Origin of the sequence: Amycolatopsis minnesotensis, from assembly GCF_039529815.1 — a bacterium.
Taxonomy (GTDB): domain Bacteria; phylum Actinomycetota; class Actinomycetes; order Mycobacteriales; family Pseudonocardiaceae; genus Amycolatopsis; species Amycolatopsis minnesotensis.
Genome location: NZ_BAAANN010000047.1, coordinates 22,664 through 37,083, shown reverse-complemented (window position 1 = coordinate 37,083; position 14,420 = coordinate 22,664). Strand labels below are relative to the sequence as shown.

Annotated in this window: 13 protein-coding genes; 7 read left to right on the top strand and 6 right to left on the bottom strand. The window is 72.2% G+C overall.

What is annotated here, in order from left to right; all coding sequences use genetic code 11:
- Nucleotides 1-11: 11 nt before the first annotated feature.
- Nucleotides 12-1,577, bottom strand: coding sequence for an LCP family protein (locus ABD256_RS38540; RefSeq protein WP_344430332.1), 1,566 nt, complete (start codon nt 1,575-1,577; stop codon nt 12-14).
- Nucleotides 1,578-1,837: 260 nt separating this feature from the next.
- Between ABD256_RS38540 and rfbB the strand changes: the two genes are divergently transcribed.
- Nucleotides 1,838-2,830, top strand: coding sequence for a dTDP-glucose 4,6-dehydratase (gene rfbB / locus ABD256_RS38535; protein ID WP_344430331.1), 993 nt, complete (start codon nt 1,838-1,840; stop codon nt 2,828-2,830).
- Between the two features lie 3 nt (nt 2,831-2,833).
- The gene (gene rfbD, locus ABD256_RS38530) at nt 2,834-3,727 is read left to right on the top strand and encodes a dTDP-4-dehydrorhamnose reductase (protein ID WP_344430329.1); all 894 of its coding nucleotides are present in this window, start codon (nt 2,834-2,836) and stop codon (nt 3,725-3,727) included.
- Between the two features lie 212 nt (nt 3,728-3,939).
- Here rfbD and ABD256_RS38525 read toward each other — a convergent pair whose 3' ends face one another.
- The 3 genes from ABD256_RS38525 to ABD256_RS38515 all read right to left on the bottom strand — a co-directional run bounded on the left by ABD256_RS38525 (nt 3,940) and on the right by ABD256_RS38515 (nt 8,519).
- Nucleotides 3,940-5,016 carry a glycosyltransferase family 4 protein gene (locus ABD256_RS38525; RefSeq protein ID WP_344430327.1) on the bottom strand — a complete coding sequence of 359 codons (1,077 nt, stop codon included), beginning with the start codon at nt 5,014-5,016 and terminating at the stop codon, nt 3,940-3,942.
- Complete coding sequence (locus tag ABD256_RS38520; protein WP_344430325.1) at nt 5,009-7,528, bottom strand: glycosyltransferase; 2,520 nt, start codon at nt 7,526-7,528, stop codon at nt 5,009-5,011. The genes ABD256_RS38525 and ABD256_RS38520 overlap by 8 nt, the downstream gene beginning before the upstream one ends.
- A gap of 70 nt (nt 7,529-7,598) precedes the next feature.
- Nucleotides 7,599-8,519 carry a glycosyltransferase family 2 protein gene (locus ABD256_RS38515; protein WP_344430323.1) on the bottom strand — a complete coding sequence of 307 codons (921 nt, stop codon included), beginning with the start codon at nt 8,517-8,519 and terminating at the stop codon, nt 7,599-7,601.
- 18 nt (nt 8,520-8,537) lie between these two features.
- Here ABD256_RS38515 and ABD256_RS38510 point away from each other — a divergent pair, with 18 nt between their 5' ends.
- Genes ABD256_RS38510 through ABD256_RS38500 form a run of 3 tightly spaced genes read left to right on the top strand, consistent with a single transcriptional unit; the run spans nt 8,538 to nt 11,682 of the window.
- Nucleotides 8,538-9,587, top strand: coding sequence for a glycosyltransferase family 4 protein (locus ABD256_RS38510; protein ID WP_344430322.1), 1,050 nt, complete (start codon nt 8,538-8,540; stop codon nt 9,585-9,587).
- 58 nt (nt 9,588-9,645) lie between these two features.
- Nucleotides 9,646-10,800, top strand: a complete 1,155-nt coding sequence (locus tag ABD256_RS38505; RefSeq protein WP_344430320.1) for a glycosyltransferase family 4 protein — start codon at nt 9,646-9,648, stop codon at nt 10,798-10,800.
- Between the two features lie 21 nt (nt 10,801-10,821).
- The gene (locus ABD256_RS38500; protein ID WP_344430318.1) at nt 10,822-11,682 is read left to right on the top strand and encodes a glycosyltransferase family 2 protein; all 861 of its coding nucleotides are present in this window, start codon (nt 10,822-10,824) and stop codon (nt 11,680-11,682) included.
- On the opposite strand, the gene ABD256_RS38495 is transcribed toward ABD256_RS38500, so the two are convergent.
- Nucleotides 11,639-12,067 carry a hypothetical protein gene (locus ABD256_RS38495; RefSeq protein WP_344430316.1) on the bottom strand — a complete coding sequence of 143 codons (429 nt, stop codon included), beginning with the start codon at nt 12,065-12,067 and terminating at the stop codon, nt 11,639-11,641. The genes ABD256_RS38500 and ABD256_RS38495 overlap by 44 nt on opposite strands.
- 76 nt (nt 12,068-12,143) lie before the next feature.
- On the opposite strand from ABD256_RS38495, the gene ABD256_RS38490 reads away from it, so the two are divergent.
- Nucleotides 12,144-12,686, top strand: a complete 543-nt coding sequence (locus ABD256_RS38490) for a TetR/AcrR family transcriptional regulator (protein ID WP_344430314.1) — start codon at nt 12,144-12,146, stop codon at nt 12,684-12,686.
- 4 nt (nt 12,687-12,690) lie between these two features.
- Here the strand turns inward: ABD256_RS38490 and ABD256_RS38485 are convergent, their stop codons facing one another.
- Nucleotides 12,691-13,128 (bottom strand): hypothetical protein, encoded by a 438-nt coding sequence (locus ABD256_RS38485; RefSeq protein ID WP_344430312.1) that lies wholly within the window; start codon nt 13,126-13,128, stop codon nt 12,691-12,693.
- 211 nt (nt 13,129-13,339) lie between these two features.
- On the opposite strand from ABD256_RS38485, the gene manB reads away from it, so the two are divergent.
- Nucleotides 13,340-14,419, top strand: a complete 1,080-nt coding sequence (gene manB, locus ABD256_RS38480; protein ID WP_344430309.1) for a mannose-1-phosphate guanylyltransferase — start codon at nt 13,340-13,342, stop codon at nt 14,417-14,419.
- The last annotated feature ends 1 nt before the right edge of the window (nt 14,420 follow it).

The window sequence follows — 14,420 nt, the reverse complement described above, 5'->3', positions numbered from 1 at the left end:
AGTCGGGCGCGTCAGTTGACGCAGGGCACTCCGCCCGCGGTGATCTTGTTCTCGGCCGACGGCGGCGCCGGACTGCTGCTCGGCGATCCGCTCGGCGATCCGCTCGGTGACGAGGACGACGAGGACGACGAGGACGACGGGGACGACGGGGGTGTCGCCGTCGTGGTGGCCGGCGCCGAGGAGCCGGACGCCGGTTGCGGTCGGTAATCCTTGCCGAGCAGCACCCGGACGTGCCCGGTGGCCACGTCGCGGTCCGGCTCGGTCTGCACGGCGGTGCCGAGCACCTGCTTGATGGCGGTCACCGCGGACTCGTCGCCGGGGTGGTACCGCACGAGCGTGCTCGTCCTGCCCGCGGTGTGGGTGATGCCGCCGTCGCGGAAACCCTTGTTCACGAACAGCGTCCTGGCCCCGGAGCCGGTCGCCGACGAGCCGGTGCCGTCGAAGAGGTCGACGGTGACCGCGTTCGCGCCCGCGATCGTGCCGGGCGTGCCCGGCTGCCCCGGCGCGTTCGGGGTCGTCGTCGAGGGCTGCCCGTCGCCTGCCAGCCGGGTCACGAACGCCTGCACGGCAGGCTGGTCGACGCGCACCACGTCGGCGCCGCCGATCACCGCGCTGCCGAGCACCGGGATCGTGCGGAACTCGATGTTGCCACCGGTGAGACCGCGCATCTGCGCCGCGAATTCGAGCAGGTCCCAGCCCTGGGAGAGCACCACCGACTTCTTGACCGCCTCGATCACGTCGCCGATCTTCGCCGGGTTCGCGATCACGTCGGGGGAGAGCACCTTGCGCGCGAGCCCGGACAGGAACGCCTGCTGGCGCGCGATCCGGTCGAGGTCGTTGTTGGGCAGGTCGTAGCGCTGGCGGACGAAGGCGAGCGCCTGCACGCCCTGCACCTCCTGCTCGCCGGCGGGCAGGTCGACGCCGGACTTGCGCTCCTTGACCGGCCCGTTGAGGCACACCCGCACGCCGCCGAGCGCTTTGGTGATCTCGTAGAAGCTCGACAGGTTCACCTCGGCGTAGCGGTCGATCATGCCCGGCTTGCCGATGAACTGCTCGAGCGTGGTGATCAGGTTCTTGCGCCCTGCCAGCTTCGCCTGCTCGTCGACCTGCTTGGGATCGGAAACGCCTTGCTGCCGCGCGGTTTTCGACTTGTCGTTGTAGGCGTAGACGTAGGCGCTGTTGAGCTTGTGCTTGCCGAACCCGCCCGCGATCTCGACGTACGTGTCGCGCGGGAAGGAGATCGCGACCGCCTTCTTCCCGTCCTGCGGGATGTGCACCAGGATCATGGTGTCGGTCTGGCGCTCGCCGTCCGACTCGCCGGCGTGCAGCATGTCCAGCACCTCGCGGGGCAGCGGGTTGCCCTGGTTGTCGGTGCGGCTGTCCTGGCCGACGAGCAGGATGTCGACCGCGCCGTCGAGCGGTTTGGCGTCCGGCGTGTCCTTGTCGAACACGTTCGTGGTCGCGAGCCCCTCGTTCACGTCGCCGATGAACAGCCAGCCGTAACAGGCCAGCACCACCACGACCGCGGACACCAGGCTGATCAGCACCTTGCCCCCGCGCAGTGCGAACACCCTCATCCCGCGCCCCCGCCCCCTGCGTGGTGCCGGAATGGGCGGTGGCGGCCATTCGTCGCTCACGCGCCCCTCCTCCCGGCCCACCCTTGTGCCCTTTCGGCAGCTTGAACTGGCGCCGTTGTCTTGCGGTTGTCCGCTTCCCGGCACGCACCCCTGGTCAAGCCACCACATTACTGTGCTTCTTGTATGACGTTTGTGGGCTCAGGAGGTTGCCCACCGATTCGTGGCACACTGCCCTCGGATCCCACGAGGAGGAGTGCGAAATGCGCGTGCTGGTCACCGGAGGCGCCGGGTTCATCGGGTCTCACTACGTGCGGCAGGCCGTGTCGGGCGCGTATCCGGCGCTGGCCGATGCCGAGATCGTGGTGCTCGACAAGCTGACCTACGCGGGGAACGAGGCGAACCTCGCGCCGGTCGCCGACGACCCGAGGCTGAAGTTCGTGCGAGGCGACATCTGCGACGGCGAACTGGTCGGGCGGCTGATGGCCGGGGTGGACCTCGTCGTGCACTTCGCCGCGGAGTCGCATGTGGACCGCTCGATCACCGGTGCGGCGGACTTCGTGCTCACCAACGTGCTCGGCACGCAGACCCTGCTGCAGGCGGCGCTGCTGGCCGAGGTGGGGAAGTTCGTGCACGTCTCGACCGACGAGGTGTACGGCTCGATCGCGGAGGGCTCGTGGGCGGAAGAACACGCGCTGGAGCCGAATTCGCCGTACTCGGCGTCGAAGGCGTCGTCCGATCTGCTCGCCAGGTCCTACCACCGCACGCACGGCCTGCCGGTGTGCGTCACGCGGTGCTCGAACAACTACGGGCCGTACCAGTTCCCGGAGAAGGTCATCCCGCTGTTCGTCACCAATCTGCTCGACGGCGGCACCGTGCCGCTCTACGGCGACGGCCTCAACGTCCGTGACTGGTTGCATGTGGACGATCACTGCCACGGCATCCAGCTCGTCGCCGACGGCGGCCGCCCCGGCGAGGTCTACAACATCGGCGGCGGCACCGAGCTGACGAACCGCGAGCTGACCGAACGCCTGCTGGCCGCGGTCGGCGCGGGCTGGGACCGGGTCGAGCCGGTCACCGACCGGCTCGGCCACGACCGGCGGTACTCGGTCGACATCGCCAAGATCGGCACGGAGCTGGGCTACGCGCCGCGCGTTTCGTTCGCCGAAGGGCTGGCGGAGACCGTACGCTGGTACACCGAAAACCGAGCATGGTGGGAACCGCTGAAGAGCCGGGCCGCCGTGGCTGGAGGCTGAGGCATGGCAGGGATTTCGGTCCTGGTACCCGGAGGCGGCGGGCAGCTCGGCCGCGCGCTCGCGGCACGGGCTTCGGACGAGGTCGAAGTGCACGCGCCCGGTTCGGCGGAGCTCGACCTCACCGACACCGGTTCGGTGCTCGAGGCCGTTTCGACGCTCGCGGAGGGCGCCGCGGCGGCGGGGCGGCGGCCGGTGGTCGTCAACGCGGCCGCCTACACCGCGGTGGACGCCGCCGAGGCCGACGAAAACCGGGCCTTCGCGATCAACGCCGACGGGCCGAGGGTGCTGGCCGCGGTCTGCTCGTCGCGCCGGGTGCCGCTGGTGCACGTCTCCACCGACTACGTGTTCCCCGGTGACGCGACCGAGCCGTACCCGGCCGGCGCGCCGCTGGGCCCGCGCAGCGCGTACGGGCGGACGAAGGCGGCAGGCGAGGACGCGGTGCTCGGCTCCGGTGCGTCCGCCTGGATCGTGCGCACCAGCTGGGTGTACGGGGACACGGGTTCGAACTTCGTCAAAACCATGACGCGCCTTGAGAAAGAGCGCGACGCGCTGTCCGTTGTGGACGATCAGCGGGGTTCGCCGACGTATGCGGGCGATCTCGCGGGCGCGCTGCTCGAACTGGCCGCGCGCGTGGTAACCGGGGACGGCCCCGCTTCGCGCGTCCTGCACTGCACGGGCGGTGGCGACACGACGTGGTTCGGGTTCACGCGGGCGATCTTCACCGAACTCGGTGCCGATCCCTCCCGGGTGAGCCCGTGCACCACGGCCGACTTCCCGCGCCCGGCGCCGAGGCCGGCGTACTCCGTGCTGTCGAACGAGGAATGGCGAGCCGCCGGGCTGGCCCCGCTGCGCCACTGGGAAGAAGCGCTGAAGGACTACTTCGCGCACCAGTCCTGAGCGGGTCGCGCTTTCCGGCTCTCGTGGAGTGGAGGCATGGATTGCGGCGAGGCCGGGCTTCGCAGGACCGCACCTTCAGGGACCAAGCCCGGCGGCTCCACGCTCCCGCTCACCCGTCGCACCGGAACCGACGCGCGCATCATCACTGCGACCCTCGGAGCATCGGCGGCCCCGAAGGCGACCTTCGGGGGCATGGGCGCGGGGGAGCGCGGTCAGGAGGCGGCGCGCTGGTAGGCCTCGACGGTTCGTTGCGCGCAGCGACGCCAGGTGAAACCGGCCGCGTGCGCCCGCCGCGCGGCCGAGTCGCCGGTGCCCGCGGGCTCCGACACGGCCCCGCGCAACGCTTCGGTGAGCGCTTCGTCGTCGGCGTAGGGGACCAACCGGGCGAACCCGGCCGAAACCTCCCGCAGCGCGGGGATGTCCGTGCACACCACCGGCACGTCGCACGCCATCGCCTCCAGCACGGGCAGCCCGAAGCCCTCGTCCCGCGACGGCAGCACCAGTGCGCCCGCGCCGGCCACCACGCCCTGCAGGTCGACGTCGGTGAGGTAGCCGATGTGGAAGGTCCGGTCGGTGCTCGGGAACGGGCCGGGCCCGGAGAACACCAGCGGCGGCAGTTCCGGCGCCGCGGCGTGCGCGCGCAGCAGCCAGTCCAGTCCCTTGCGCGGTCCCGCCGCGCCGACGAAGAGCAGGTACTCCTTGGGCAGGCCGAGCATCTTGCGCGCGTCGGGGCTCGGCGGCCTGCCGGTGAACCAGCCGGCGTCGACGCCGAGCGGGGTCACCGTGATCTTGTCGCGGCCGACCGAAAAGCGCTCCGCGACCGCGTCGGCCACCGCCGCCGTCGGGGTGCAGATCACGTCGGCGCGGGCCGCGCCGCGGCGCACCAGCTCCGGCAGGCCGCGGTCGCTCGGCGCCAGGTCGGCCGGTTCGTCGATGAACGCGAGGTCGTGGATGGTGAGCACGCCCGCGGCGCGCAGCGCGGGCGGGAGCACGAAGTTGGTGCCGTGCACGACGTCGGTCGGACCGGCGAACAGTTCGATCGGCGGGAACGGCGAGCGCAGCCACGACCGGCGGAGCAGGCGCGCGGCAACCGGGACGCCGCGCGCCCTGGTGCCGTGCGGAAGCACGTGCCGCAACCGCCGCCAGCCGCGCAGCGTGAACGCCACCGCCCGCATGTCCACATCGGACCGGGATGCGAGCTCTTCGGCCAGCGAAGCCGTGTAGCGGCCGATACCGGTGCGCGCGCCGAGCAGCGGCGTGCCGTCGAGGAGTACGCGAAGCTCAGGCATTCGGGCGCCCTCGCCGCGCGACCTTCAGCACGCGCCCCGCGACCCGCCTCGCCAGTTCCTTCGGTCCGCCGTCGGCGAGGTACTCCTTCACCAGCGCCACGTCGCGCCGCACGAGTTCGGTGCCCCGCAACGGTTCCGTGATCACCAGATCGGCGGAGCCGGGCAGCCGGTCGGCGGCCGGACGCGGGTCGCGGCAGAATTCGACGAGCGGTTCGAGCGCCTTCGGCCAGGTGAAGCGGGTCGCCACATCGGCGATCCGCTCGCGGCAGCCCTCGGCGAACTCGGTGTCGTAGAGCGCGCGATCGAGTGCGTCGGCGAGCGCTTCGGGGTCCTCCGCCGGAACCACGACGCCGAGGCGCTCCTGGCGGATGAGGTCGGCGAAGGCGTCGCCGTCGGTGGTCACGATCGGCAGCCCGGACCACAGGTAGTCGAGCACGCGGGTGCGGAAGGCGAAGGTGGTCTCGACGTGTTCGAAATGCGTGGTGACACCGCAGTCGGAGTCGAGCAGCCAGTTCTGGCGCTCCTCGTAGGGCACCCACTGCTCGTTGAAGAACACGTGCTTCCCGGTCAGCCCGAGCCGGTCGGCGAGCTGGACGGTCCTGGTGCCGATGTCCATCTCGGCGACCTCGGGGTTCGGGTGCCGCATGCCGAGGAAGACCAGCCGCACGTCACCGCGGCGGTGCCGGAGCCGGTCGATCGCGTGCACCAGCGTCAGCGGGTCGAACCAGCTGTAGATCCCGCCTGCCCACAGGATCACGTGGTCGGTTTCGGCGACCCCGTCGAGGGTGGCGCGCAGGCCGGGGCCGGTGCGCACGGGCGGCTGGGCCGACAGTCCGAAGGGGACGACGGCGAGCAGCGACTGCGTGGTCGGGTCGGCGTCGTAGAGCCGGGGGGAGAGCCTGCCGAGCGCGGCGAGGTGGCCGAGCCACAGCAGCCGCTGGCGTTCGGAGGCGCACAGGAAGAAGTCGCCGCGTTCGAGCTGGGCGTCGAGCACCTTGGTGACACCGGCGAGATCGGCGGCGCGCCGGTCGTCCGGCGCGCTCTTGCCCTGTTCGAGCAGTTCGAGGTGCATCGGGTCGTACAGGTCGCACACCACGATCTTGTGCGACTGCTCCTTCTTCAGCGAAGGCGCCATTTCGAGCACATGACCCTGCACGATGACGATCTCGGCCCAGTCGATCGGCTCGGTGAGATCGCGCTTGCGTGCCGCGCTCACCGGGAACGGCGCGGGCGGCGGCGCGGCGAGCGGGTTGACCGTGACCAGGCGGACGTCGTGCTCGGCGGAGAGCACGCCCGCGATGTTCCAGGCCCGGATCGCGGGCCCGGCCATCCGCTCGCTGATCGCGTCGCCGGTGATCACCAGCACCCGGCGGCGGCGCCCGAAAACCCCGTCGATGCCGAACGCTTCGACCAGGATCTCGTGCGCGTCGAGGTAGCGCGGCAACGGGTACGCGGGTTCCAACGCCTTGCGCAGCAAGGGAATCAGGTCCGCGTCGGTGCGCACGCGGGCGGACTGCTCGATGGCGCGGGATTCGGCGAGCGATGGCATCAGCTCGACGAACTGGTCGATCGCGAGCATCCCGGCGAGGGTGGTGCGCGGGACGGCGATGGGATCGGTCTCGACGGCGGTCACGCCGCGTTCGAGGTCGAGCTGCGTCGCGTCGATGTCCCCGCGCGCGGTGGCCCTGCGCACCGCGAGCGCGAGCGCCGCTGGCAGGACCTTGGCGAGCGTCTCGTCGGAAAGGTTCTTGTACAGCGCGGCCAGTGCGTTGCGTTCGAGGAGGAACGTCTCGCGGCCGGTCTCCGGTGCGTCCACTTCGGACATCGTCGCGTGGTGCCGGTGGAAGGCGACCGATCCCGGCACGTACCGCACCCGCCAGCCGCGGAGGTTGAGCCGCCAGCCGAGGTCGACGTCCTCGTAGAACATGAAGAAGCGCTCGTCGAAGCCGCCGAGTTCGGCGAACACCGCGGAGCGCACGAACATCGCGGACCCGGTGCCGAAGAGGACGTCCTTCGCGACCTCGTGCTCCGCGGCGGGCACCTCGGCCAGCGGGGCGCCCGCGTGCCGCTTGTAGCCCATGCCGAACCAGGTGAGCCCGCCGTCGACGAAATCGGTCCCGGTGCCTTCCCAGTCGAGCACCTTGCTGGCCACCGCGGCGACCGTCGGCTGCGCGCGCAGTTCGTCGACGGCGGCGCGCGCCCAGTTCTTCCCGGGGCGCGCGTCGTTGTTGAGGAAGGCGAGCACGCTGCCTTGCGCGGCGCGCGCGCCCAGGTTGCAGCCGCCCGCGAAACCGCTGTTGACCGGCGACTCGACGACCTTCGCCGACGGCACGGCCGCGCGGATCTTCGCCGCTTCGCCGCCGCCGGAGGCGTTGTCCACGCAGATCAGTTCGAGGCGCGGGTAGTCGAGGTCCTCGGCCAGCGCGCGCAGGCAGGTGACGGTGTCGGTCACGCCGCGGTAGTTCACCACGACCACCGACACCAGCGGCAGCGTCGTTTCCCCCTCGGCCAAGACCAAGCTCCTCACGCTAGCGCCCTCGCGAACCTTTAAACTTCGAAAGTTCAAAGAGTTGACCGGGAGCTTATCGACCGGCCCAGCTTCGCCAGACCTCGCCTCGGCTGACTCGTGCCAGGCCGCCGACCGCGCGGCGCGCGACGAGCGCCCCGGGCAGCATGGCGACGATCTCGGCGAGCACGCGCGCACGCAGCGTGAACCGGAAGTTCGCGGCGGCGGGCCTGTCGCGGCGCAGTGGCAGCACCGCGGTGAGCGCGGCGAACTTCGCCAGTTCGCGCGCGGCGACGGCGGCGGGCGCGCAGCGCACGAGCATCAGCAGCCGGTTGCGCTCGTTCCACCGGTGGAACTCCGGCGAGCCGGGCCGCGTGCTGGCACCGTGCCGGTGCCGGACCCGCGCCGAGGGCACCGCGAGCACGTCGTGCCCGGCCAGGCGCAGGCGCCATGCGGTGTCGGTGTCCTCGTAGTAGCAGAAGAACGCGGCGGGCACGCCGCCCGCGGCGCGCAGGGCCTCGGTGCGCAGGAGCACCGCGCCACCGCAGAACCCGAAAACGGGGAGCTCCCCGGTTACCCGGTCGTAGCCGTGCCCGTCCGCGGTCAGCCGCACCCCGGTCGACTGCGCGGTGCCGTCGGCCCGGTCCAGCCTCGACGCGGCGGCAGCCGCGCCCGGTGCCGCGCCGAGCGCGTCTTCGAGCAGGCCGAGCCAGTCCGGCGCGGGTGCCGCGTCGTCGTTCAGCCAGGCGACCAACGGGGTGTCCACATGCGACAACGCGGCGGCCAGTGCACCGGCGTAGCCGGTGTTGCGCGGCAGCCGCAGCACTTCCGGCGCGCTCGGGTGGGCGGCGAGCAGGGCGGCCGTGCCGTCGTCGGACGCGTTGTCCACCACGAGTGTCCGATGTGGACGATCCTGCGCGGCGAGCGCGTCGAGGCAGTCGGCGATGTGGGCCGCGCCGCGCCAGGTGACGACCAGGACGGTGATGGGCAGCGGCACCAGCGCAGAATAGTGCCCGTGCCGGAACTCGTGGTCATCGCCGAGCAACTGCTCGCGCCCGTGCCCGGCGGCACGGGCCGCTACACCGGAGAGCTGCTGCGCGCCCTCGCGGCCACCGCGCCGCCGGGATGGACCGTGTCGAGTGTCGTGGCCAGACATTCCGACGTGACCGCGGCCGAGATCGACGGCGTCGAAGGACCCCGCGTGCTGCCGCTGCCACCGCGCGCGCTCATCGGCGTTTGGGAGCTGGGCCTGCCGTTCTGGCCGGGTGGCGACGCCGTGCACGCGCCGACCCCGCTCGCGCCGCCGCGCGTCCCGGCGGGCCGGACCCTGTCCGTGACCGTGCACGACACCGTGCCGTGGACCCACCCGGAGACGCTGACCCCGCGCGGCGTCGCGTGGCACCGGAAAATGATCACGCGGGCGGCGCGGTGCGCGAACGGCGTGCTCGTGCCGACCGAGGCCGTGGCCGGGGAGCTGAGCGCGCTCGTGGACGTGGAACCGCTCGTCGCCGGGCACGGCGTGAGCGAGGCGCTATCCGGGGAGGTCCCCGGTTTCGCTCTGCCGCCGCGGTACGTGCTCGCCGTCGGCACCCTCGAACCCCGCAAGGGCGTCGACGTGCTGGTCGAGGCGATGGACCACGTCGACGTGCCGCTGGTGCTCGTCGGCCAGCCCGGCTGGGGCGGCGTCGACTCCGCGGAGCTGACCCGGCGGGGCGTCCGCGTGCTGGGGAAGCTGTCCGATCCCGAGCTGGCGACCGTCCTGCGCGGTGCCGCCGTGCTCGCCGCCCCGAGCCTCGCCGAGGGGTTCGGCCTCCCGGTGCTCGAAGCGATGGCGGCCGGGGTCCCGGTCGTCCATTCCGACGCGCCCGCGCTCGTCGAGGTGGCGGGCGGCGCCGGGATCACGGTCACCCGCGGGGACGCTTCCGGCCTGGCGTCCGCACTGCGCGAAGTGCTCGATTCAGCCGATCGGGCGACACGGCTCGCCGAAGCGGGCCGTTTGCGCGCGTCAGCGTTCTCGTGGGAACGGGCCTGCGCCCCGGTCTGGACCCTCCACCAGCGCCGATGAGCGCCGAACTTTGTTGGTTCCTGACCAACCGGGCGCCGATCCGCCGTACCCTGCTCGGGTGGCAGTCGAACCCCGCGTCCTGATCGACGCGACAGCCGTGCCTGCCGATCGCGGCGGCGTCGGCCGGTACGTCGACTCGCTGGTCGCCGCGCTCGACGAGGACGGTGCCCGGCTCACCGTGGTCTGCCAGCCCCGTGACGCCCGCCTTTACGACGGCCTCGCGCCGCGGTCGCGCGTGGTGCCGACGGTGCAGTCCACCGCGACCCGCACCGCGCGCCTGACCTGGGAACAGACCACCCTGCCCGCGCTGGTGCGCCGCCTCGGCGTGGACGTCGTGCATTCGCCGCACTACACGATGCCGCTCGCCAGCCGCGCCGCCTCGGTGGTCACCCTGCACGACGCGACCTTCTTCACCGACGCCGTGCTGCACGCCGGGGTCAAGGCCCGCTTCTTCCGCGCGTGGACGACGACGGCGTTGCGGCGCGCGTCGCTGTGCGTGGTGCCGAGCCAGGCGACCGCGGACGAGCTGGCGAAGGTCGCCAGGATCCGCGCCGGGGAACTGGAGATCATCGAGCACGGCGTCGACACGGACCGCTTCCACCCGCCGTCACCGGACGAGGTGCGCGCCGCGCGGGACGCCGTCGGCCTCGGTTCGACGCCGTACGTGGCGTTCCTCGGCGCGCTGGAGCCGCGCAAGAACGTGCCCGCGCTGATCCGCGGGTTCGCGCGCGCGGTCGCGGGCAGGCCGAACCCGCCCGCGCTGGTGCTCGCCGGGCAGCCCGGCTGGGACACGCAGGTGGAGAAGGCGCTCGACGCGGTGCCGCACCGGCTCCGCGTGATCAGGGCCGGGTACCTGCCGTTCGGCACGCTCGCCGGCTTCCTCGGCGGCGCCGAACTCGTCGCGTACCCGAGCCTCGGCGAGGGGTTCGGGCTCCCGGTGCTCGAAGCGATGGCGGCGGGTGCGTGCGTGCTGACCACCCGGCGCCTGTCGCTGCCCGAGGTCGGCGGCGAGGCGGTCGCGTACTGCGGCGTCGGCGCGGGCGATGTCGCGGCCGCGCTGTCGGAACTGCTCGACGACCCGTCGCGCCGGTCCCAGCTCGCGGCCGCCGCGCAGCGGCGCGCCAAGGAGTTCTCGTGGGCCACGAGCGCGGAGAAGCACCGTGTCGCTTACGAGAAGGCGTGGTTGTCACACCGGCTGAGGGCCGGGGCCTGACACCCGGCACAATGGTGCGCCGTGACGCAGCCAACTGTTTATGGCGACGGCGTGGCCGTGGTCGTCGTGACCTATTTCCCCGGCGAGACCCTCGAGCCGTTCCTCCAGACGCTCGAAAAGGCCTCCACGCGTGACGTGCGGGTGGTGCTGGCCGACAACGCGTCCACCGACGGCGCGCCGGAGAAGGCCGCCGCCGCGCACGACAACGTGCACCTGCTTTCCATCGGGGAGAACCTCGGCTACGGGTCCGCGGCGAACCGCGGGGTCGCCGAGCTGGGCCCCGAGTACGGCTGGGTCGTGGTGGTCAACCCCGATCTCGAATGGGGTCCCGGGTCGCTCGACACCCTGCTCGAAGCCGCGCGGCGGTGGCCGAGGGGCGGCGCGTTCGGGCCGCTCATCCGCGAGCCGGACGGTGCCGTCTACCCGTCCGCGCGGCTGCTTCCGGAGCTGGGCAGGGGCATCGGGCACGCGGTGTTCGGCAAGGTCTGGCCAGCCAACCCGTGGACGCGGGCCTACCGCCAGGAGCGGGGCGAGCCCGTGGAACGGCTCTCCGGCTGGCTTTCCGGGTCGTGCCAGCTCCTCCGGCGCGAGGCGTTCGACTCCGTCGACGGGTTCGATTCGCGCTATTTCATGTACTTCGAGGACGTGGACCTCGGCGACCGGCTCGCCCGCGCCGGCTGGCAGAACGTCTACGCGCCGTCCGCCGAGGTGATGCACATCGGGGGCAAGGCGACTTCGCGCGCGCCGGCGAAGATGCTCGCCGCGCACCACGTCAGCGCCTACCGGTACCTCTCCGACCGGCACCGCGGCCTGCTGTGGAAGCCGGTGCTCGCCGCGATCAAGCTTGGCCTGAAGGCCCGGCTGAAGCTGGAGACGCGCTGACCCCGCGCAGTGCGGCCGCTTCGAGCCCGGCGAACACCGCGGTGACGAACGCGGCGACGAGCAGCGTCACCGTCACCGTCGCGGGCAGGGGGAACACGAGCACCAGCGCCACCGCGACGACCACCCCTGCCGCGTTGCCCAGCGCGGCGAGCTTGCACACAGCCACCGCGTCGGTGCCGCGGGCGGCCCTGGCGAGCACGAGCGCCATCGCGACCATCGCGACGCCGAGCGCGTAGTACACCGGCCACGGGCGCGCGACCGGGAACCCGACGGCGTCGGTCACCGCCGAAACCGGGACCAGGAACAGCGCGACGCCCAGCAGGCCGTCCCACACCGCGTCGGCGCCCAACAGGAGCCGCATCGCGGCCCCGTCCTGCTCGGACATGCCGCCCCCAGTTAGTGAAACGAGTGTGTCACTAATACTGTGGCACTCCTACCCCGGAGCTGTCGAGAGGAAGTCCGTGGCAAGACCGCCGGAACCCGGCCGCCGCGACGCGACGCTGGCGAAGGCCACCGACTACGTGCTCGCGCACGGCCTCGCCGGGCTGAGCCTGCGCCCGATGGCCACCGCGCTCGGCACGAGCACCCGCATGCTGCTCTACGACTTCGGCAGCAAGCGCGCGCTGGTCTCCGAGCTGCTCGCCGAAGCGCGCCGCCGCCTCGGCGCGAGCCTCACCGAATACCTCGCCGAGCACGACCTGTCCGCGGCGGAGCTGATCCGGGTGATCTGGGCCTGGCTCATCGACGCCGAGCAGGGGCCGTACCTGCGGCTGTTCTTCCAGACCTACACCGACGCCATGACGAACCCCGGCGACTACGCCGACGGCGGCCGCGGCATGGTGGACGACTGGCTCGCGGTGCTCGCCGGCCGGTTCGACCCCGCGGCCGCGACACTCGTGGTGGCGACACTGCGCGGGCTCGTGCTGGACCGGATGACCGCCACCGATCCCGCCCGCGTCGACGAAGCCCTGGCGCGGTTCGCCGCGCTGCTTCCCCGGATCTAGCGGGTCACAGGCCTTCGAGGCGCCGGGACAGTGCCGACTGACCGTTGGCCGGTGCGTCCTGGGTGGTGGTCGGCACGATTCCGCTCACGCTGCTCACGCCCTCGCGCGGGGTGTTCTGCTCGGCCTGCGGGCGCGGGCGAGGCTGCGGTTTCGTCGGCTGGGGCAGCGGAGCGGTCTGCTGACCGCGGGCCTGCGACGGGCGTTCCAGGCGCGCGGTAGATTCCTCGTTCGCCAGGTGCGACGCGGCCTCGATCAGTTCCGACGGCAGCACCGTGGTGGTGTCCGGGTCGTCGGAGCGGTCGATCTCGGAGACCACCGATCTCGGGATCTGCTGCGTGTTCGACGAGTCCATCGGCGAAGTCGCGTTGTCGGAGGTGACGACATACGCGCCGCGGGCCCTCGCACGTGAAAGCTGGGCATCCGCACGATCGCGGGGGTCCATCCCCTCGGCCTCCCGACTCGACCAGAGGCCCGCGCCGACCGGGGCCACCTTGTACTCGTACTGCTGGGCCCTCCCGTGGAGAAGGCTTCCACCACCTAGGGTAGGCCCTTGAGGCCGTTGCCGTCAGCGTTTCTCGCGGTTCTTCGCGGCATGTCGCGCGGTGCCGCGGTGGAACCTGGTGATTCGCCGGGTGGACGGAGAGGATCTTGACATGACATCGGACCAGCCCGCCGACGCGGTGGTACTCGTCGGCGGAAAGGGCACCCGCCTCCGCCCGCTGACGCTGTCCGCGCCGAAGCCGATGCTACCGACCGCGGGGGTGCCGTTCCTGAGCCATCTCCTGTCGCGCATCGGTGCGGCCGGGTTCCGGCACGTGGTCCTCGGCACGAGCTACCGCGCGGAAGTCTTCGAAGACTTCTTCGGCGACGGCGCGCCGCTCGGCCTCGAAATCGAATACGTGGTGGAGGACGAGCCGCTCGACACCGCGGGTGCGATCCGGAACGTGGCGGGCAGGCTGCGCGCCGACGACGCGGTGGTCTTCAACGGCGACATCCTGGCCGGGGCGGATCTCGGCGAGCTGGTGCGCACGCACCGCGACAGCGGCGCGGACGTCACGTTGCACCTGCAGCGCGTCGCGGACCCGAGCCGGTTCGGTTCGGTGCCGACCGACTCCTCCGGCCGGGTGCTGGAGTTCCTGGAGAAGATCCCCGATCCGCCGACCGACCAGATCAACGCCGGCTGCTACGTGTTCCGGCGTTCGGTGATCGAGTCCATCCCCGAGGGCAGGCCGGTTTCGGTCGAGCGCGAGACGTTCCCCGGCCTGCTCGCCTCCGGCGCGCACATCCACGGGTACGTCGACTCCTCGTACTGGCTCGACGTGGGCACCCCGGAGGCGTTCGTGCGCGGTTCGGCCGATCTCGTCCGCGGCCTCGCCCCGACGTCGGCGCTGCCGGGCGAAGTGGGGGAGTCCCTGGTTCTCGGCGGCGCGCACGTCGCGGGTGACGCCGAAGTGGACGGCGGGTCCGCGATCGGCGCCGATGCCGAGATCGGCGCCGGAGCACGGGTTTCCGGCTCGGTGCTGTTCGACGGCGCGTCGATCGGCGAGGGCGCGGTGGTCGAACGCTCGGTGCTCGGCGCGGGTGCGCGGGTCGGCGCGGGTGCGCGGCTGAGCGGCGTGGTCCTCGGCGACGGCGCGTCGGTCGGCGCGCGCTGCGAACTGGTCGACGGTGCCAGGGTCTGGCCCGGCGTCGAACTGCCCGACGGCGCCGTCCGGTTCTCCAGCGACGCCTGAG

Coding starts and splice junctions, on each gene's coding strand:
- ABD256_RS38540 (WP_344430332.1), bottom strand. CDS start 1,577: ATGAGGGTGTTCGCACTGCGCGGGGGCAAGGTGCTGATCAGCCTGGTG.
- rfbB (WP_344430331.1), top strand. CDS start 1,838: ATGCGCGTGCTGGTCACCGGAGGCGCCGGGTTCATCGGGTCTCACTAC.
- rfbD (WP_344430329.1), top strand. CDS start 2,834: ATGGCAGGGATTTCGGTCCTGGTACCCGGAGGCGGCGGGCAGCTCGGC.
- ABD256_RS38525 (WP_344430327.1), bottom strand. CDS start 5,016: ATGCCTGAGCTTCGCGTACTCCTCGACGGCACGCCGCTGCTCGGCGCG.
- ABD256_RS38495 (WP_344430316.1), bottom strand. CDS start 12,067: ATGTCCGAGCAGGACGGGGCCGCGATGCGGCTCCTGTTGGGCGCCGAC.
- ABD256_RS38485 (WP_344430312.1), bottom strand. CDS start 13,128: ATGGACCCCCGCGATCGTGCGGATGCCCAGCTTTCACGTGCGAGGGCC.
- manB (WP_344430309.1), top strand. CDS start 13,340: ATGACATCGGACCAGCCCGCCGACGCGGTGGTACTCGTCGGCGGAAAG.